This is a genomic window from Kribbella sp. NPDC055071 (genome assembly GCF_053608045.1).
Genome location: NZ_JBSGUS010000007.1, coordinates 53,119 through 70,271, shown reverse-complemented (window position 1 = coordinate 70,271; position 17,153 = coordinate 53,119). Strand labels below are relative to the sequence as shown.

The following is a 17,153-nucleotide window of genomic DNA, read 5'->3' as shown; positions in this document are numbered from 1 at the left end:
GCCTCACTCCAGGACGTGGCGATGGGAAGGCATCGCCGAGCTCCCGTCCATGGTATGTCAATCGTTTCACTTACTGGAGTTTTGGTCTAGCCGACGAGGACCTGTCCGGTCGCGAGAACGGTCCCCGTCGGCGCCGGTGCTGGGTCGTTGCAGGTGAGCACCTTGTCACCGGCCTTGGCCAGCGGTTTGCCGTTCACCAGGACCAGGGGACCGATCGCGATCACCGGGCCGCGGTTCTCCGGCGGCTTCTGGAAGGTTCCGCCGGTGGGGACATGCGGCGGCAGGTTGAGCGCAACGCTGCCGTGGATCGCCGCGGGCTTTCCCTCGATGAGTACGTCGGTACTGCAGCCAGTCATGATGCGGCCCGAGAACGGGCAGGACCTCGGGGTCGGGACCGGTCCGCCCGCGCTGGGCACCATCACGATGTGGATGTCGGTGCCGATGACCTGATCACCCAGCTTGGCTGCGGGCTTGCCCATCGAGCGCTCCTTCCGTGATCCGCGCGGCCGGCCGTCGCTGGGTGCCGCTCGGACGGGGATTCGCCGTATTGCCTGGGGCCGCGACACCCAGGTCGATGGTGTCCGGCGGAGGAGCGACGTCGGCCTCGACGTCCGACGGCACCGGCGCGGTCACCACGAGGTCGAGACAGGCCCGCGCCGGCAGACCCAGGGCCGACCAGATCTCCGGCTGCACCGACCGCGAACCGGGCCGCCCGATCGACAGCGTCACCGGGCCGCGCGCCCGCGCCAGCGATCCCGTCAGCTGATCCTCCGCAATGAGCGGCGCATGGGCGACTGAACGCAGAATGTTGCCCAGGAGGCCGAACTCCAGCTCGACGCTCCCGGCCCAGGCAGTCACCAGGAAGCAGAAGTCGTAACGCCTTTCGGGTGCCGTGCGGCTGACGACGCGGCCGTCGGCATCGCGTTCTTCGGTCCAGAGTCCGGCCGACGCAGCGTCCTGGTTTTCCAGCACCTGGTAGAGGAACAGGCTGACCCGGTCTTTCCAGGTCTGATCCGGGGGCTCGAGCGAGACCGTCGTACCGCTGGGCAGCACCTCGCCGAGACGCGAGCCGATGGCGGTGCCCAGTTCGTCCAGCATGACCACCACTGTCCGGGTGCCCAGGGCAACCAAGCAGGAACCTGCGGACAGCAGTCCGGGCGCCTCGAACAGCCCGATGAGGCAACCGTCCGTGCACCGTCTCTTATGGCGCGGCGGTCCCGGTCCGCCGGAGAGTTACGGCAGGCCGATTCGTCGGAACAGCTGCTCAGCCAGGAGGTCCGGATGCCGTCGTACCTGTCGCCAGGTGTCTACGTAGAGGAAGTCTCCTCCGGCTCGAAACCGATCGAGGGCGTGGGCACTGCGGTCGCTGCGTTCGTCGGGTTCGCCGAAAAGGGACCCTTGAACGAAGCCGTCCTCGTCACGAACTGGACCCAGTTCGTCGAGACCTTCGGGCAGTTCGTCGACGGGGCGATGCTCGCGCACTCGGTGTACGGCTACTTCCTGAACGGTGGCGGTACGGCGTACGTCGTACGCGTCAGCGGGGGTTCGGGCCAGGTGCCCAACCAGCTCGAGGGCTCGGCCACCAGCCGTGCGGAACTGCCGAGCCGTGGAGATGGCAGGCCGCTGGTCGTTCGTGCGCTGGACAGCGCGCCGGCCGGCCAGCCGCTGACCGTCGAGGTGCACGACCCTTCCGAGCCGGGTGAGGACGTCTTCAAGCTGGTGGTCAAGGCGGGGTCGGAGGAAGAGGTCTTCGACAACGTGACCACCCGGCGCGGAGCGGCGAACGTCGTGAGCGCGCTGCGAAAGTCCAAGTGGGTCGCGGCGGAAGACGTCAAGGGCGCTGCTCTCGCCGTACCGCAGCCTGGAGTCTCGACGACGTTGGCAAAGGCCGAGCCGGAGCAACGTCCCGCGACCGTCGACGACTACGTCGGTGATGCCGAAGAGCGCAGCGGGTTCTCCGGATTCGAAGCTGTCGATGACATCACGATGTTGTGCGTCCCCGACCTGATGACAGCGTACCAGGAGGGGTCGATCGATCTGGACGGCGTCAAGGCGGTCCAGTTGGCGATGATCGCGCACTGCGAACTGATGTCCGACCGCGTGGCGATCCTGGATGCGCCGCCCGGGATGAGGCCGCAGCAGGTCAAGGACTGGCGGCAGAACGTCGCCGGCTTCGACTCGAAGTACGCCGCGCTGTACTGGCCCTGGGTCAAGGTCGCCGATCCGCGCAGCGGCAAGCCGATCGTCATCCCGCCCAGCGGTCACGTCGCCGGGGTCTGGGCGCGGAACGACGACACCCGCGGCGTGCACAAGGCGCCCGCCAACGAGGTCGTCCGTGGCGTGCTCGACCTGCAGTCGTCCCTGACCCGCGGCGAGCACGACCAGCTCAATCCGATCGGGGTCAACTGCCTGAGATTCTTCCCGGGCCAGGGCATCCGGATCTGGGGAGCACGCACGCTGTCCAGCGATCCGGAATGGCGCTACCTCAACGTTCGCAGGCTCTTCAACTACTTGGAGAAGTCGATCATCGGCGGCACCCAGTGGGTGGTCTTCGAGCCGAACGATCCGTTCCTGTGGTCGTCGGTCGAACGGACGATCGGTATGTTCCTGCGCCGGGTCTGGCGCACCGGGGCGTTGTTCGGCCAGACGCCCGAAGAGGCGTTCTACGTCAAGTGCGACGCCGAGAACAATCCACCCGAGAATCGGGATGCCGGCATTCTGACCGTCGATATCGGTGTCGCTCCGGTGAAGCCTGCCGAGTTCGTCGTGTTCCGGCTGGCGCAGTTCGGTGAGGGGACGGAGCTGCAGGAATGATCGGCTCGATCGCGATGCCGGCCACGGCGCAGCGGGTGCTGGATCCAGCGCCCGTCACGGCGGCGCGATTCGTCGTGATGTGCGAGGGCTGGGCGGCCGGCATCGGATTCTCCAAGCTGGCCGGTTTCACCTCCGAGGTGGAATTCCAGGAGTACTCGTACAACGCGCGGCTGGGCAATGTGCACACCAAGCAATTCGGTCGGACGAAGGCGCCCTCGATCGTGCTGGAGCGCGCGCTGGACCGCAATGGCTTCGCTCAGCTCTACGGCTGGCACGTATTGGCGAGGATGAACAACCCGCTGGCGAAGTTGCCGGCGTCCTTCGACATCTTGACCAAGGGCGGCGATCCGGTGATCGCCTGCATGCTCGAGAACGCCTGGTGCGCGAAGCTCGAACTCGACGCCGCCCAGGCAGGCGCCGGGGCGACGCTGATGATGCGCGCCACGATCATCTGCGACGGAATCACTCAGCTGTGACCTCGCTGCGACGAAAGGACGGACGAGATGGCGAGCAATGACCCGGGCGGCGGGATCATCAGTGCGGCGAGATTCGTGATCGACCTTCCCGGCACGATCGTCGGGCGGATGGATTTCTCCGAACTGAGCGGGATCAACTCCAAAGTAGGCTCGTCGGAGTACATGTTCAGCGCTGCCGACGGCACCCTCATGCACAAGAAGCTGTACGGCAAGACCGAGCCGCCGACCATCAGCCTGAAACGTGCCGTCGACAAAGCGGGAACCAACAAACTCCTGCTCTGGCACAACATGGCCCGCGACGGCAAAGAGGACGCCCGGTGCGACGGCTCACTCAGCGTCTTCCCGGCCGGGACCGGGAGCGCCAACCCGAACGACGCGACGGCGGTCTACTTCATTTTCGGTGCGTGGCTGACGGAGCTGACCATCGGCAGCATGAAGGCAGGTACGTCCGACGTCCCGATGATCGACTGCAAGATCACCTGCGAAAGCATCACGGGCAAGCAATGACGATGACCGGGATGATGGCTGCGGCCGGTACCGGGATGCGGACGGAGTACCCGTTCGTACTGCCCAGGGGGTTCGTCGACGAGCAGGGGACTGTGCACCGTGAGGGCGTGATGCGGCTCGCGACCGCGCGGGACGAGATCACTACCCAGACCGACGCCAGGGTCCGGCAGAATCCGGCGTACCTGACGGTCCTGTTGCTCGAGCGGACGCTGGTGCGGCTCGGGGCCTTGCCGACCGTGGACGCGCTGGTGGTCGAGTGCTTGTTCGCCTCCGATCTCGCCTTCCTGCAGGACCTCTACCGCCGGATCAACCAGAGCGGGCACACCGAGGTCGAGGTCACCTGCCCGGCGTGCAACCACGACTACGCGGTCGACATCGCCGGTGATCTGCCGGGGGAAGCCTGACGACGTACCCGGCCGAACGCCTCTGGGACGAGGTCGTGTACGTCGCCTACTACCTGCACTGGTCGCACGCCGAGATCCTCGACCTCGAGCACGCCACCCGGGCGAAGGTCATCGAAGGCATCGGCAGGATCCACACGCAACTCGACGACAGCGAACCGGTGAGAGCGCCGGAACAGATCTGGAGGTGACCGATGCGCTGGCCGTTCAGCCGCAGGTCCTCCCGCACGCCCGCCGACCCGCCCGCCGCCGAAGCTGCGGTCGAGGCGTCGGACAACCTCACGTCGTACGACGGTGAGTCGGACAGTGCCGTGTCGTACGGCGGTGGCCGGCGGAGGGCTCGGGTGTGGGCCAAGGGGCCTGTGTTGGCGCCGGTGGCGAGCTTGCGGCCGCCGCTTCTGAATCCGTTCCTGACGATGCCCGAGGTGGCTGGGACGCGTGAGCTGCTGGAACGGGCGGACGAGCCAGTCGTGCGCGTCCGCGGGACACTCGGGATTGAGTTGCTCAGGGGATCGCTTCCTCGTGACGGCGGGACGGATTGGTCGCGGCCGTCGCCGGACTTGCCGCTCAGGCGGCGGCGCGGAGTCGGAACTGAGCGTTTAGACACAGACGGCACTGGCAGGTCTGGCGGGGCAATGCCCGACAGCCTGCTGTTGGAGGTGAATCACGCCCTGGATCAGGACGGCGATGGCCGCCTGCCTGGTGTTGATGAGCCCACGGCGCTCGCCGAGGCCGACCTTCCTGTGGTCGCAGATTCGGGTGCGGAGGCCGGTTCGCCTGCGCCTGTTGAGGTTCTTGGGCTTCCTGATTCGCCGCGACGGCGCGTGCCGGTGGTTGAGCGTCGGCGGGAGGAGCGTCGGCTCACGGCGGTGACGGAGGATGCGGTTGGGAGTCCGCGAGAGCCTGCTGAGCCCTTCCGGAGCATCGGGCCGTTCGAGCGGATGCTCGCCGAGCTCGAGGAGAACGACGGTGCGGGGTTGGCCATGCTCACGGGGTTCTCGTCGGTGGCCTCGCCGCCGCCAGCCGCTCCGCCCGAGGCGCCGGTTCCGGTGGCGCGCTCGGTCCAACGCCCGAGTCTTGCGCAGAGCCGAAAGAGAGGGCTCAAGGCAACTACCGCAAGGTCTGCTGTTGACGATCAGCCGACGGAGCCGGACCAACCGGTTGCTGCGGTCGGCGATGCTGATGAGGGTGGGGCTCACGAGCAGGACGATCCGCCCGGCACGGAAGTCGAGCAGAATGGTCGGCTTCTGGGACGCCCGCCAGAGGCCGTCGCGACCGAGCAGTCGGACCAGTCGTCGTACGAGTCGACGAACGCCCCGACCAACCAGCTGCCGTACGAGATGTCATACGAGCCGCCTGAGCCACCGGCGGGTATCGACGACATTGCTGAAGTAGACCACGCGTTCGGGACGCCGGCGCTGACTCACCCCGTTGGTTCCCAGCACCGTGCCGTGCCGGGCCAATCCGGTGCGGCGTCGGAACGCCCGGAGCCGCAGCAAGCCGATCGGGTTTCGCAGCGCGGGGAGCCGTCGCCACCTGATCAGGTGTCGGAACGCGATCAGCCCGCGCGGGCTGATGAGGTGTCGCAACACGCCGGGGACCCGCGGCCTGGTGTGAGCAGTGAGCGCGATGACGCCTTGCGACCTGGTGTGAGCAGTGAGCGCGATGAGGCCTTGCGACCTGGTGTGACCTCTGGAGTCGATGGGACCTTCTCGGGGGATGGCGGCCTGCGGTTACCGGAGCCTCAGGTTCCTGGTCGCGGGGTCGTCGGCGGCTCGGGACCTGCACGTAGCGGGGTGGAACCGGCTGGTCCGCTTCGCCAGCGGAGGGTGGTATCGGTGCCTGAGGCAACTAGCCGGCGCGACGTGGTGCCTGGGCGAGTGGCTGCGTTGGTTGGGGATCGTTGGGGGGTTGAACTGGATGACGTGCCGGTGGTGCGGGGGCGGGCGGCTGGGGCTCGGGCTGCGGAGTTGTCGGCGCGGGCTTTTACGGTGGGTGGTGCTGTTCATCTTCCGGACGATGCGGGCGAGCTCAGCGACCCGGCCGTTCAAGCTCTGCTGGCTCACGAACTGACTCATGTCGCTCAGCAGCAGGCGTTCGGTGCTGATCTGCCTGCCGCGGAGTCTGAGGACGGCCGGCGGCTCGAAGAGGCGGCGACCAGCGCCGAACAGTGGTTCCGGTCGGGTGCGCCATTGGTGCATCGGCCGATCGCACGCCAGTACATCGCAACGACCGACACCGATCGGGTCCAAGCAGCACCGGTCAGTACGGCGATGTCCTGGTCGTTGCCCGAGGCCCCGATCGCGCAAGGTGAATCCGCGGCTGAGGCGTCGCCGATCGAGCAGGACGTGGACGGCGAGTTCGCATGGCCGAGCGAACTGGACTGGCCGGAGCCGACGGTGCGGCCCGATCCGAACGTGCACGAGCGGTTGGAGCTCCTGGAGGAATCGGTGCAGGAACTCCAGGACCGGCCGGCTGCCTCGCCGGACGACCTAGTGATCCAGCTGGACGATCCCGGGGTTCTCACCCGGCTGGCGGAGCGGCTCTACACCAACTTCCGGCATCGGTTGCGGGCCGAACTACTCATCGACCGCGAGCGCCGTGGCGCTCTCGCCGACCTGCGATAGGAGCCGAGACAGTTGATACCGTCACCCAAATCCGCCGGTAAGGGCCTGGAGCTCCTCACCGGGCAGGTCGGCATGTCCCACCGGTACGTGATCGACATCGACAAGTCCGCGTATCAGCTCGGCTCGTGGAGCAAGGCGGCCGGACTCGCTGTGAAGTGGGCGAAGTACAGCTACCGGCCCGGCGGGGCGACGCACGAAACGCTTGTGCCGGGCAACGTCAGCTACACCGACATCACGTTGTCCCGCGCGGCCGGTGCCGAGTCCGGCCGGGTGCAGGAATGGCTCGTGACCGTGACCCGCGCCCGCCGGCCGCTGAGCGGAGCGATCTACCTGGTGGACTTCCTCGGACTGCCGATCGTGACCTGGGAACTGAAGGAGTTCTTTCCGATCGGCTGGCGAATCTCGGAATTCGACTCGGGTGGTTCGAAGCCGGCTATCGAAACTCTCGAGCTCGCCCATTCCGGTTTCCTCAAGGCCGAATCCAGGTCCGGACTATGAGTATTCCTGGTCTGTCCACCGCGGGATCGGCGGTCCGGATCGGCGGCAGCGCTCTTGCCAAGGATGCGGAGGTCGGGGTCGCGTCGCCGTACGGAATGACGATGTGGTTCGACGTCACGGTCTCGAAGCTGGACGGCGGGACCAGATCGCTCGGTCTGTGGTCGGGGTGTGCGGGGCTGGATGTCCAACTGGCTCCGGAAGGCCCGCTCGACGAAGGCGGGAACTACACGCGCCCGCGGTATCTCCCGGGCAAGCTCACCTACGGCAAGATCACGCTGGACCGGGCAATGACCAAGACCGGGTCGACGGCCGTCAAGAACTGGTTGGAGGAGCAGAGCGCCGCCTGGGTCGAAGGGCAGGATGCGCAAGCCTCACAACCCTGGTCGACGACGGTGGTGATCCGGCTTCACAGCGGACTCGGCTATGGCGACAGAGTTATCCAGCAATGGACACTGCAGGACGCGACGGCCGTGGGCTGGACGGTCCCGCCCTTCTCGACCAGTGGCGGCGGAATCGCTATCGAGAAACTCACACTGGTCCACGGCGGTTTCCTCAAGCCGGGCAAGCTGGTCAGCCAGTTGCAGCTGGTCGAGAACGACCAGTTCAAACTCAGCTTCCTGTGCAACCCGGCCAAGATCGCTTTGAAGAAGCAGCGCCGAGTGGATACCGGGAAGGCGACGGTCGACGCCGGCGTGGAGGTGGTCGACCCCGACGCCATCGGCGTGACCCTCGGTGACCTGCGGCTCGAAGGGGTGCAGGCGGTCGCGGATGCACTGCCCATCCTCGACAGATGGCTGGAGCTCGAGAAACCCGCCGCCAAGCCGTCGGCCGTACCGACGCCGGCCGAGGGAACCCCTCCGAAGACCTGCTCGCTGTGCGATCAGGTCCTGCCGTCGCCGGCCGATCCCAACGCCGGCGGAGAACCGCACGTGCTGCGACCCGTCTGGGGTGGGGGCCGCGGTGGCTTGCCGGCCGAGTTGGTCCTGAAGAGCTTCGACCTCACCTACACCCGGTTCACCCCGGACGGCGTACCGAGCAGGGCCTCGGTCTCGCTCACGCTGCAGGAGCGCACCGGGAAAGGGAAGTCGGCGACACCGAAGCGGACGGGCGGAGCTCCGTCGGCCCGGGCCCGCGTCGGTGGGCGCCGGTCATCGAGTAACGGGGCATCGACATGACGATCGTGGCGGACTGGCGATCGGAGGGTAAGGCGGCGGTCCACGCCGGCGTGTACGTCGGACCCGCGCGACGCCCGCTCGCCGAGCGGCTGGCGGACTCGATCATCGCGGTCGTGGTGGACCAGAGCCACCGGCTGCCCGACATGTTCGAGCTCGTGTTCGACGACCGCGACGTCGCCGGCCAGTTGCTGACGGAGCTCGCGATCGGCACCGAGGTCGGGGTCGCGGCGGCCTCGCCGCTGCGCGCGGGCGATCCGAAGATGCTGATGACGGGAGAGGTCACGGCGATCGAGGCCGAGTACGGCGAGACAGCGTCGATCACGGTACGCGGCTATACCCAGGACCACCGGCTGCAGCGGATCCGTCGCAGTCGCACGTTCGTGAACATGTCCGATGCGGACATCGCCCGTAAGGTCGCCCGGGATGCGGGCCTGATGATCGGCCAGGTCACGCCCTGCCGGACCGTCTACGAACATGTCGGTCAGGTGAATCAGACCGACTGGGAGTTCCTGGCCGGTCGTGCGGCCGCGATCGGCTTCGACTTCGGCGTCTCGCATGGCAAGTTCTTCTTCGGCCACCGTGAGGTCGGTGCTCCGGTCCCGCTGCGACTGCTGTCCAATCTGGTCAGCTTCGCGCCGCGAGTCACGGTCGGCAACCTGGCCGGCGAGGCCGAGGTGCGGGTCTGGGACCCGATGGCTGCCAAGGTTGTCAGCGGCCGGGCGCCGGTGTCCTCGGGCGACGGCGGCTTCGCTGACCAGGTCACGCAGCTGGTTGCCAACGGCAATGGGCGTACGACGCCGACGGCCGGCTCGACGGTCTCAGGTGAGCACGGCCCCCGGCCCTCCGAGAACGCCACGGTGATCAGCGACGATCCGGGCGCCGTCACCGCCACGCTCGGGCCTGCAGCTCAGGCTCGCGCCGAAGGGCTGGCCGGGCGGTTGGCGGATACGTTCGCCGAAGCGGTCGGCGAAAGCATCGGCGATCCTTGGCTGTCCACCGGCCGTGAGATCGAGGTCTCCGGCGTTGCAGCGCCGTTCGCCGGTCGGTGGACTGTCACTCGGGCTCGCCATGAACTGCGCGACGGCCGGTACCGCACGAGGTTCGAGGTGGCCGGGGGTCAGGACCGTACCCTGCTGGGCCTGGCGACTGGCACCCGTACCTCCGGAGACCAGATCCCTGGGGTCGTCTGCGGCATCGTGACCAACAACTTCGATCCGTTGGCCAAGGGGCGGGTGAAGGTCAGCCTGCCCTGGCTGTCGCCCGACTACGAGACGGGCTGGGCGAGCGTCGTACAGGCTGGTGCGGGGGAGCGTAGCGGCGCGATGTTCCTGCCGGAGACCGGCGACGAGGTGATGGTCGGGTTCGAGTTCGGGGATCTGCAGCGACCGTACGTGCTGGGCGGAATCGTCAACAATCGCAGTACTTATGGCCTCGGATCGCCGCCGGTACGGGCCCAGGGCAACAGTGCGGCCGTGCAGTGGCGGGGGATGGTCGCGCCGTCTGGATCTCGCCTTGCCTTCCACGACGAAGTACTGGGCCAGAACCGGGTCGACCAGGCCGAGATCCTGCTCGGCAGCGGCGACGGGAACCTGACCCTGCGCATCGATCAGGTGGCCGGCGTCGTCGCGCTCAAGAGCGTTCCGGGCCAGCTGACCAAGCCTGGCGAGAAGGGTCGGCTGGTCATCGAGTGTGGTCCGGGCGGCGCGATCGACATCGTGGCCGGCGCCGGTGGCGCGGTCAGCATCGACGGTGGCGCGTCGTTGAACCTCAAGGCCCAGCGGGTCAACCTCGAAGGCGCTCAGGTCACCGTCAACGGCACCGGACCGGTCGAGGTCAAGGGCAAGCCGATCAAGCTGAATTGATCCGAGGAGATGTCATGACGATGCAGGCTGTGGCCGGGCTCCGGTTTCCGCTCGACTGTTCGACCACCGGGAGTTTCGGCCTCGCGCGCGGGACCGACAAGCTCGAGCAGTGCATCCGGCTCGTGCTGCTCACGTATCCGGGCGAGCGGGTGATGCGGCCGGAGTTCGGCAGCCGCTTGCGTGATTTCGTCTTCGAATCGGCGACGCCGGCGACCATGGTCCGGCTTGCGGACGAGGTGCACCAGGCGATCGACGCCTGCGAGCCACGCGTTCAGGTGTGCCGGGTCGACGTCGCTCCGGACGCGTCCGTCGATGGTCTGCTGCACATCACGATCAACTATCAACCGCGCGGAACCGATGAGATTCTGTCGGCCGTGGTCGACTTCGCCACCGATCGCGGTCCGGGCGCCGACGAGGCGGTGGCCTGATGGTGCTGCCCGCCCCCAACCTCGACGATCGGCGGTACGACGATCTCGTCGCCGACTCGCTCGAGGTTGTCCGCCGGTCCTGCCCCGAGTGGACCGACGTGAGCCCGGCCGATGCGGGGATGACGTTGATCGAGGCTTCGGCGTACCTGATCGACGGGCTTTTCCAGCGGCTCAACCAGGTACCGGACCGGCTGCATCTCAAGTTCCTCGACCTGATCGGGCTGCGCCTGGTGCCGCCGACGCCGGCCACAGTGCCGGTCACGTTCTGGCTCTCGGCTCCGGCGAAGTCGCCGCTGGTGGTTGCCCGCGGCACCGAAACCGGCACGGTCCGGACCGAGTCCGAGCCGTCGATCGTGTTCTCGTCGACCCGCGAACTGACGATCCCGCCGTGCTCGGTGATCGCCGTGATGACCCGGACCGAGGAGTCGCCCGACCCGGTCGAGCACGAGCTCGCGGCAGCACCCGCGGCGGCCTTCGCCGCGGCGCCGCGGCCGGGCGACGAATTCCTGATCGGCCTCGACGTCGCCGTACCTTCGGTAGCCGTCCGGCTCGAGTACGACGGACAGACAGAAGGGCTCGGCATCGACCCGGATCATCCGCCGCTGGTCTGGGAGGCGTGGACCGGTTCGGCCTGGAGTCCGTGCGAGGTCGACGAGGACGAGACCGGCGGCCTGAACCAGTCTGGTTCGCTGGTTCTCCATGTTCCTGGCGGACATCAGTCCAGCGTGGTCGGCGGACGGCCCGCGGGCTGGCTCCGCGCCCGGGTCGTTGCCCCCGACGACGATCAGGCCGCGTACACGGCCTCGCCGCTGGTACGACGGATGGACGCGGTCAGCGTGGGTGGGACAGTGGAGTCTGTTCACGCGGAGCTGGTCGTCGACGAGATCCTCGGCGAGTCTGACGGCGTACCCGGGCAGGTGTTCGCCGTCAGTTCGGCGCCGGTGCTCGCCGGGCTCGGCAGCCCGGTGATCGAGGTTAGCTCGGAGGACGGGTGGGTCGAGTGGACCGAGGTCGACGACTTCGCTGCGAGTGGTTCAGCCGATCGGCATTTCCGGCTGGACGCTGTACCTGGTGAGGTTTCGTTCGGGCCGGCGGTGCGGCTTGCGGATGGCAGGTTGCGGCAGCATGGCGGCGTACCGGCGAAGGGCGAGACTGTCCGGGTCCGTGGGTATGCCACCGGCGGAGGGCTGCGCGGGAACGTTCCGCGGGCGGCGATTGCCAGTCTGAAGTCCTCGATTCCGTTCGTGTCGGCCGTTGAGAATCGCGTCGCGGCACAGGGCGGAACGGATGGGGAGAGCCTGGCCGAGGCGCGGGATCGGGCACCTATTTTGCTTCGCACTCGCGGGCGGGCTGTGACTGCCGAGGACTACGAGGCGCTGGCGCGTGAGGCAGTTCCCGAGGCGGCGCGGATTCGCTGTATTACCGCGGGCGGGGACGCGATCGCAGCGGGGACGGTGAAGGTCTTGGTGGTGCCTGCGGTGGCGCAGCAAAGTGGTGCGATCACCTTTGCCGACCTCGTGCCCCCGCAGGCGTTGCTGGAGAAGTTGACCGAGCGGTTGGAGCAGGTGCGGCTGATCGGGACGCGGGTGTCCGTCGAGCCGCCGCGGTATCGAGGTGTCACGGTCGTTGCGCGGCTCGTCGCCAGGCCACGCGTCGACCGCGATCGGGTCCGGGGCGACGCGTTGGAGGTGCTGTACCGGTTCCTCAATCCCTTGCCTGGTGGGGGACCCGACGGGTCGGGCTGGGAGTTCGGACGGTCGGTTCGCTCCGGTGACGTCTATACGGCGTTGCAGGCGGTCCGCGGGGTTCAGGCCGTCGAGGACATCCGGTTGTTCAGCGCGAATCCGGTGACCGGTGAACGCGGCGCGGAGCAGAACCGGATCGATCTCGAACGCAACAGCCTGGTCTATTCGTTCGATCATCTGGTCAAGGTGGAGGACCACTGATGCTGATCTGTGGTGAATGCGGGCATCGCAACGCCGAACGGGACACGTTCTGTGGCTCCTGCGGCCAGTTCCTGGAATGGAACGCCCAACGGGTCGTCCAGGAGACTCCGGTGGCGCCGGTCGAGGCCCTGGAGCCGCTGCCGCCGAAAGCCGGCCTGCTCACCCGCATCTCCCGAGCCGCCAACGAACTCGTCGGCGGCCCCCCAATCCTGGAAGCGCCCGCAGCCGTCCGCGGCGATCAGCCCCCACGTGACGGCACACCACCACCTCCACCACCCCCGCCGGGCGGCGCACCGCCCCCGCCCCCACCACCTCCGCCGCCGCCCGGAGGCCCACCACCGCCACCACCTCCGCCTGCTCCCGCGGTGATGCCTGCCGTGGATTCGGACAAGGACTCGGTGGCGGCCAGGTTGGTTGCGCCGATCGTCGAGGACCAACCGAAGGATGAGCCAGAGGAGGTCGTACCGCAGGCGGTGAAGGCGCGGCCGGCGCCCGTACGACGGGCTGCGCCGGCCAGCCGGCCGCGTCCCGGCGAACTGATCTGTGGCAACTGTGGCGAGGGCAACGATCCGGCCCGCAAGTTCTGCCGGCGCTGCGGGGACTCGCTGGCCGAGGCCGAGGTCGTCAAGATCCGTTGGTGGCGGCGGATCCGGCTGCGCCGCAAGCCGCGCGTTCTCGCCGCGGGCACCCGGCCGGCGCGCCCGGGCGACAGCAAGAAGCGGCACGCGTTCCAGTCGACGATGCGCAGGGTCCGGGCCGCGATCGGGATGGCGATCCTGGTGTTCGGTCTGCTGGCCGGCTTCTATCCGCCGCTCCGCACGGTGGTCACCCAGCAGTTCGACAACGTCAAGCAGAAGGTCCGCGGCGCCGCGGACACAACCTTGGTCCCGATCCGGCCGGTCTCCGTCCTAGGCACCAAAGGCCCCGCCGATCACCCGCCCAAGGCCGCGTTCGACACGTTCAAGAACACGTCCTGGATCGCGGCCTGGAACGAGAAGAAGCCTCCGGACCTGACCGTCCAGCTGGATCATCCGGTGGCGCTGCGCAAGACCGTCGTCTCCACCGGCGATACGAAGAACTTCGCCGGCTATATCCGGCCTGCCGTCCTCGAGTTCACCTACAACAACGAGAAGTCGGACCTGATTCAGCTCACCGACACCCCTGGCCCGCAGGAGTTCGCGCTGCGCAACGCGGTCGGAGTCAGCAAGATCACGGTGAAGGTCGTCACCGTCTATCCGGCCCAGGATGCCAAAAGTCTCGCGCTGACGGAGATCGAACTGTTCGGCATCGGCTGACCCCGGAGGAGAACGACCATGCGCGGAACCACCCCAGAGCTCGGTACGCCGTACCCGTTGGGACCGTTGCTGCCCGCGGTGTTGCAGGAGGATCCGCTGCTGATGCGGTTCACCGAGGCGATCGACGCAGTACTCGCTCCCGTCATCAGCACGCTGGACTGTCTCGAGGCGTACGTCGATCCGGCCTTGGCGCCCCCGGACTACCTCGGCTGGCTGGCCGGTTGGGTCGGCATCGAACTCGACGAGACCTGGCCGGTCGATCAGCAACGTGCAGAGATCGCGAGTGCGGTCGAGCTGCATCGCGGCCGTGGCACGGTGGACGGGCTTCGCCGGCAGCTCGAGCTGGTGACCGGCGGTGAGGTCGAGGTGGTCGACACCGGCGGGACGTCGTGGTCCGTCGAGCCGGTCGATGAATCTGATGCGCACTTCGTACCGAAGGTGACCGTGGTAGTCCGGGGGAGCCGAGTCAGCATGTCCGCGGTGGAAGCCGCTGTCGACGCAGCGAAGCCGGCTCACGTCGTCCACGACGTACGGATCGACTAACCGCTCATCGGCGCGAGGTGAACCCCGGCGGTTGGTAGCTCCCCGGTACTACCAGGACCGGCGCCTGGGCCTGGACCAACGTGCCGGTGACGGAGGCGATCACCGGCCAGGTACCGGCACTGGTCTGCGGGAAGATCACCAGAGCTGCAGTGACCTTGCCGTCCGCCGTGGTGACAGTCTTCAGCAGCAGCTTGCTTCCTGGGGTGGTCAGCGTGATCGTGACCGCCTTTGAGGGCGGGAAGTTCTGGCCGGTTACCGTAGCCACCCGGTTCATCCGGACGACCCCAGGATTCACCTGCACGACAGGCAACGCGGCCTGACTCCGCAAGACGATCAGCCTGCTGTAGTTGGGATCCGCGGTCGTGATCGTCAGTACGCCGTTGCGTACCCCGCCGTTCTGCGGGGTCGAACTGACCTCGATCGAACAGGACGCGCCGGGCGCGAGAGTCACGCCGGTACAGGTGTTCTTGCCGACCGCGAAGTCGCCGACCGTGAACCGCGGCCCGGTCAGGATGCCGACGGCAGTGATCGTGATCGGCACCCCGGCCGTGTTGCGAACCTGCACGACCTGCGGCCCGATCCGCACCAGCGCCGGTTGGCTACCACCGAAGTCGACCGGGTCAGGCGTGACCACCAACTGCCCGGCAGCGGCCGCCGGCGGTCCCGATGGTGGTGGCAACGGTTCGCCGCCGGGCGGCGGTTCGGTGCCGTCAGCAACCAAGTTCACATCGTCGCTAGTGCCGTCGGGCTGGCTCACGTGCAGGACGGCCTGGAGCGGACCCGTAGCAGTCGGCTCGACCAGCACGCCGACGCTGCAGGTCTCGGTCGGGTTGAGCGTCGCCCCCGTGCAGTTCTCCGCACCGGTCAAGATGAACCTCGCCGCATCCGGCCCGGACAGACTCACGCCACTCACGACCAGCGGCCCGTAACCGCTGTGGTGTACGACGACCGTCCGCGACAGCGACCCGCCTACCACGACCGAACCGAAGTCAGTGGTCGTGGCCTCGATCCGAGGATGCAGGATGCGGACGAACACGGCGCCACCGCAGCATGAGTCCGGCAGCAGGTCGTTGCCCGCCGACGTGAAGGCAACAACCGATCCGTTGGCGGCCAACCGAGGCGAACCACTCGGGCCGGACGCAGGACAGGTCGTACCGGGCGCTGTGTCGCAATTCAGCTCAGCGGCGGGCGACGCGAGTTCGCCCCGAAGTCGTGGCAGACCGGACGTCTCCCGTGTCGCGTCGAGCGTGATGTCGCGCAGGATGATCGCCTCGCGGTCGGTGCCCTGGGCATCGTTGTGCAGCTTGTCCGCCGAACTCTGGAAGGCCAGGTAGCGGCCGTCGGCCGACAGCGCCGGAGTACGGCCCTCTTGTGGCTGACCGTCGGTATCGCGCGAGGCGATCGACGCCGAGATCCGTACGCCGCCCGCTGGGCCAAGCCGGCCCGTGCCCGCCGGGTCACGGTTCACGAGCACGGTCACCACCGGCCCGCCAATGCCGGTCTGATGCTCGTAGGCGACCAGCTTGCCCGTGCCCGAGATGGACGGGCGGCCGGCTTGCCCGGAGTACTGACCTGTAGGCAGCACGTCGATCCGAGAGGTCTGTCCGGTCCCCAGCTCGAACACCTGAATCGTCGCAGTGCCGGGCAGACAACCCGCCGAGCAGTCTCCGGTAGCGAAGACCACCTGTTGCCCGTTCGCCGAGACCTGCGGCGAGGCATGCGCTACGCCTTCCAGAGCAGGCCGCAGGAACGTTTCAGGTAGCGGAGCCTTGGGCTGTCCCGCCGCATCCTTGAGCACATGGGCGACAACCACGTCGGGTTGCGAGGCGCCGGGAGGTTGTTCGAGCCAGGCGATCACACCGCCGTCCGCGGATAAACTCGGGGCGGTCCCGGTCGTCGGTCCCGCATCGCCCGGGGGTAAGCCGACGTACAGATAGCGGTAGTCCATCGCGCCGTCCGGCCGCTGTTCGTCGAAGATTCCGTCGCCGTCGGGATCGCGATCGCAGAGCACGACGCGGCGGCCGAAATCGAAGTAGCCGTCCTGCAGATTCGTTGCCAGGCTGTCGAAAGCGACATAGCGGCCGTCCGCCGACATCGTCGGCCGCAGGCTGTCGGCGTTGCCGCCTTCCTCCATCGACGCTGCCACCTGGTACGGCGCGGAACTCCCGCGCGAAGCGGCGAAAGCCAGCGGCAGGCCGCGGCTGATCAATACGGTCCGCCCCGGCGCCCGCCGATCCCGGACATAGATGTTGTCCGGCGGATCGTCACTCGCCCGCACCACCGGATCCAATGCGTCGCGGGACTCGAAGGCGATCTGCTGCCCGTCCGCCGAGATCGCCGGTGAGCTCGCCGTACCGACCGGGTCGGTGCCTTCCGCGCCGACGGATACGACCTCGGTGCTGCCGGGCGAGACGGCTCCGGCGCGTGGCACCGTCGTACTCAGCCCGCTGACGCCGGCCAGCACGGCAATGGTCAGGACCAGTGCCCCGGGTAGGCGACGCTTTCGTCGGTTCACGATCCCCCCTCCGGCTGCTCATCGAGCGTAGGGGTCCGACTCCGTCGGGGGCTGCCCGATCGCGGT

17 protein-coding genes are annotated in these 17,153 nt (G+C 67.9%); 13 read left to right on the top strand and 4 right to left on the bottom strand.

Annotation, left to right across the window (positions count from 1 at the left end; genetic code table 11):
• Positions 1-86: 86 nt before the first annotated feature.
• The gene (locus ACWF4Z_RS13965) at positions 87-479 is read right to left on the bottom strand and encodes a PAAR domain-containing protein (RefSeq protein ID WP_452243391.1); all 393 of its coding nucleotides are present in this window, start codon (positions 477-479) and stop codon (positions 87-89) included.
• Positions 451-1,098 carry a Pvc16 family protein gene (locus ACWF4Z_RS13960; protein ID WP_452243390.1) on the bottom strand — a complete coding sequence of 216 codons (648 nt, stop codon included), beginning with the start codon at positions 1,096-1,098 and terminating at the stop codon, positions 451-453. Before ACWF4Z_RS13960 ends, ACWF4Z_RS13965 begins: the two co-directional genes overlap by 29 nt.
• 105 nt (positions 1,099-1,203) lie before the next feature.
• Here ACWF4Z_RS13960 and ACWF4Z_RS13955 point away from each other — a divergent pair, with 105 nt between their 5' ends.
• The 5 genes from ACWF4Z_RS13955 to ACWF4Z_RS13935 are packed head-to-tail and all read left to right on the top strand — an operon-like array spanning position 1,204 to position 4,389.
• A complete protein-coding gene (locus tag ACWF4Z_RS13955; protein WP_452243389.1) occupies positions 1,204-2,814 on the top strand; it encodes a phage tail sheath family protein in 1,611 nt (536 codons plus the stop codon).
• Positions 2,811-3,290, top strand: a complete 480-nt coding sequence (locus ACWF4Z_RS13950; RefSeq protein WP_452243388.1) for a phage tail protein — start codon at positions 2,811-2,813, stop codon at positions 3,288-3,290. The genes ACWF4Z_RS13955 and ACWF4Z_RS13950 overlap by 4 nt, the downstream gene beginning before the upstream one ends.
• 27 nt (positions 3,291-3,317) lie before the next feature.
• Positions 3,318-3,797 (top strand): hypothetical protein, encoded by a 480-nt coding sequence (locus ACWF4Z_RS13945; RefSeq protein WP_452243387.1) that lies wholly within the window; start codon positions 3,318-3,320, stop codon positions 3,795-3,797.
• Positions 3,798-3,799: 2 nt separating this feature from the next.
• Complete coding sequence (locus ACWF4Z_RS13940) at positions 3,800-4,201, top strand: hypothetical protein (RefSeq protein WP_452243386.1); 402 nt, start codon at positions 3,800-3,802, stop codon at positions 4,199-4,201.
• Complete coding sequence (locus ACWF4Z_RS13935) at positions 4,198-4,389, top strand: DUF6760 family protein (RefSeq protein WP_452243604.1); 192 nt, start codon at positions 4,198-4,200, stop codon at positions 4,387-4,389. Before ACWF4Z_RS13940 ends, ACWF4Z_RS13935 begins: the two co-directional genes overlap by 4 nt.
• A gap of 1,152 nt (positions 4,390-5,541) precedes the next feature.
• Here ACWF4Z_RS13935 and ACWF4Z_RS13930 read toward each other — a convergent pair.
• The gene (locus tag ACWF4Z_RS13930; protein WP_452243385.1) at positions 5,542-5,790 is read right to left on the bottom strand and encodes a hypothetical protein; all 249 of its coding nucleotides are present in this window, start codon (positions 5,788-5,790) and stop codon (positions 5,542-5,544) included.
• Positions 5,791-6,036: 246 nt separating this feature from the next.
• Here ACWF4Z_RS13930 and ACWF4Z_RS13925 point away from each other — a divergent pair, with 246 nt between their 5' ends.
• From ACWF4Z_RS13925 to ACWF4Z_RS13890, 8 genes are read left to right on the top strand one after another with little or no spacing between them, the layout of a single operon-like run.
• Positions 6,037-6,825 carry an eCIS core domain-containing protein gene (locus ACWF4Z_RS13925; protein WP_452243384.1) on the top strand — a complete coding sequence of 263 codons (789 nt, stop codon included), beginning with the start codon at positions 6,037-6,039 and terminating at the stop codon, positions 6,823-6,825.
• 12 nt (positions 6,826-6,837) lie between these two features.
• A complete protein-coding gene (locus ACWF4Z_RS13920) occupies positions 6,838-7,323 on the top strand; it encodes a phage tail protein (RefSeq protein ID WP_452243383.1) in 486 nt (161 codons plus the stop codon).
• Positions 7,320-8,498, top strand: coding sequence for a phage tail protein (locus tag ACWF4Z_RS13915; RefSeq protein ID WP_452243382.1), 1,179 nt, complete (start codon positions 7,320-7,322; stop codon positions 8,496-8,498). Before ACWF4Z_RS13920 ends, ACWF4Z_RS13915 begins: the two co-directional genes overlap by 4 nt.
• Entirely contained in the window at positions 8,495-10,360 is a 1,866-nt protein-coding gene (locus ACWF4Z_RS13910) for a VgrG-related protein (protein WP_452243381.1), read from the top strand. Before ACWF4Z_RS13915 ends, ACWF4Z_RS13910 begins: the two co-directional genes overlap by 4 nt.
• Before the next feature lie 14 nt (positions 10,361-10,374).
• Positions 10,375-10,788 carry a GPW/gp25 family protein gene (locus ACWF4Z_RS13905; protein WP_452243380.1) on the top strand — a complete coding sequence of 138 codons (414 nt, stop codon included), beginning with the start codon at positions 10,375-10,377 and terminating at the stop codon, positions 10,786-10,788.
• Positions 10,788-12,734: a putative baseplate assembly protein gene (locus ACWF4Z_RS13900; protein WP_452243379.1), complete on the top strand. Its 1,947-nt coding sequence runs from the start codon at positions 10,788-10,790 to the stop codon at positions 12,732-12,734. The genes ACWF4Z_RS13905 and ACWF4Z_RS13900 overlap by 1 nt, the downstream gene beginning before the upstream one ends.
• Positions 12,734-14,029: a zinc ribbon domain-containing protein gene (locus tag ACWF4Z_RS13895; protein WP_452243378.1), complete on the top strand. Its 1,296-nt coding sequence runs from the start codon at positions 12,734-12,736 to the stop codon at positions 14,027-14,029. The genes ACWF4Z_RS13900 and ACWF4Z_RS13895 overlap by 1 nt, the downstream gene beginning before the upstream one ends.
• 18 nt (positions 14,030-14,047) lie before the next feature.
• Positions 14,048-14,572: a phage tail protein I gene (locus tag ACWF4Z_RS13890; RefSeq protein ID WP_452243377.1), complete on the top strand. Its 525-nt coding sequence runs from the start codon at positions 14,048-14,050 to the stop codon at positions 14,570-14,572.
• Positions 14,573-14,576: 4 nt separating this feature from the next.
• Here the strand turns inward: ACWF4Z_RS13890 and ACWF4Z_RS13885 are convergent, their stop codons facing one another.
• Positions 14,577-17,087 (bottom strand): choice-of-anchor D domain-containing protein, encoded by a 2,511-nt coding sequence (locus tag ACWF4Z_RS13885; protein WP_452243376.1) that lies wholly within the window; start codon positions 17,085-17,087, stop codon positions 14,577-14,579.
• Positions 17,088-17,153 lie beyond the last annotated feature (66 nt).

Excerpts from the sequence above, each read along its gene's own strand:
- ACWF4Z_RS13940 (WP_452243386.1), top strand. The coding sequence starts at position 3,800 with ATGACCGGGATGATGGCTGCGGCCGGTACCGGGATGCGGACGGAGTAC.
- ACWF4Z_RS13960 (WP_452243390.1), bottom strand. The coding sequence starts at position 1,098 with ATGCTGGACGAACTGGGCACCGCCATCGGCTCGCGTCTCGGCGAGGTG.
- ACWF4Z_RS13955 (WP_452243389.1), top strand. The coding sequence starts at position 1,204 with ATGGCGCGGCGGTCCCGGTCCGCCGGAGAGTTACGGCAGGCCGATTCG.
- ACWF4Z_RS13945 (WP_452243387.1), top strand. The coding sequence starts at position 3,318 with ATGGCGAGCAATGACCCGGGCGGCGGGATCATCAGTGCGGCGAGATTC.
- ACWF4Z_RS13910 (WP_452243381.1), top strand. The coding sequence starts at position 8,495 with ATGACGATCGTGGCGGACTGGCGATCGGAGGGTAAGGCGGCGGTCCAC.
- ACWF4Z_RS13895 (WP_452243378.1), top strand. The coding sequence starts at position 12,734 with ATGCTGATCTGTGGTGAATGCGGGCATCGCAACGCCGAACGGGACACG.
- ACWF4Z_RS13905 (WP_452243380.1), top strand. The coding sequence starts at position 10,375 with ATGACGATGCAGGCTGTGGCCGGGCTCCGGTTTCCGCTCGACTGTTCG.
- ACWF4Z_RS13965 (WP_452243391.1), bottom strand. The coding sequence starts at position 479 with ATGGGCAAGCCCGCAGCCAAGCTGGGTGATCAGGTCATCGGCACCGAC.
- ACWF4Z_RS13890 (WP_452243377.1), top strand. The coding sequence starts at position 14,048 with ATGCGCGGAACCACCCCAGAGCTCGGTACGCCGTACCCGTTGGGACCG.
- ACWF4Z_RS13915 (WP_452243382.1), top strand. The coding sequence starts at position 7,320 with ATGAGTATTCCTGGTCTGTCCACCGCGGGATCGGCGGTCCGGATCGGC.
- ACWF4Z_RS13900 (WP_452243379.1), top strand. The coding sequence starts at position 10,788 with ATGGTGCTGCCCGCCCCCAACCTCGACGATCGGCGGTACGACGATCTC.
- ACWF4Z_RS13950 (WP_452243388.1), top strand. The coding sequence starts at position 2,811 with ATGATCGGCTCGATCGCGATGCCGGCCACGGCGCAGCGGGTGCTGGAT.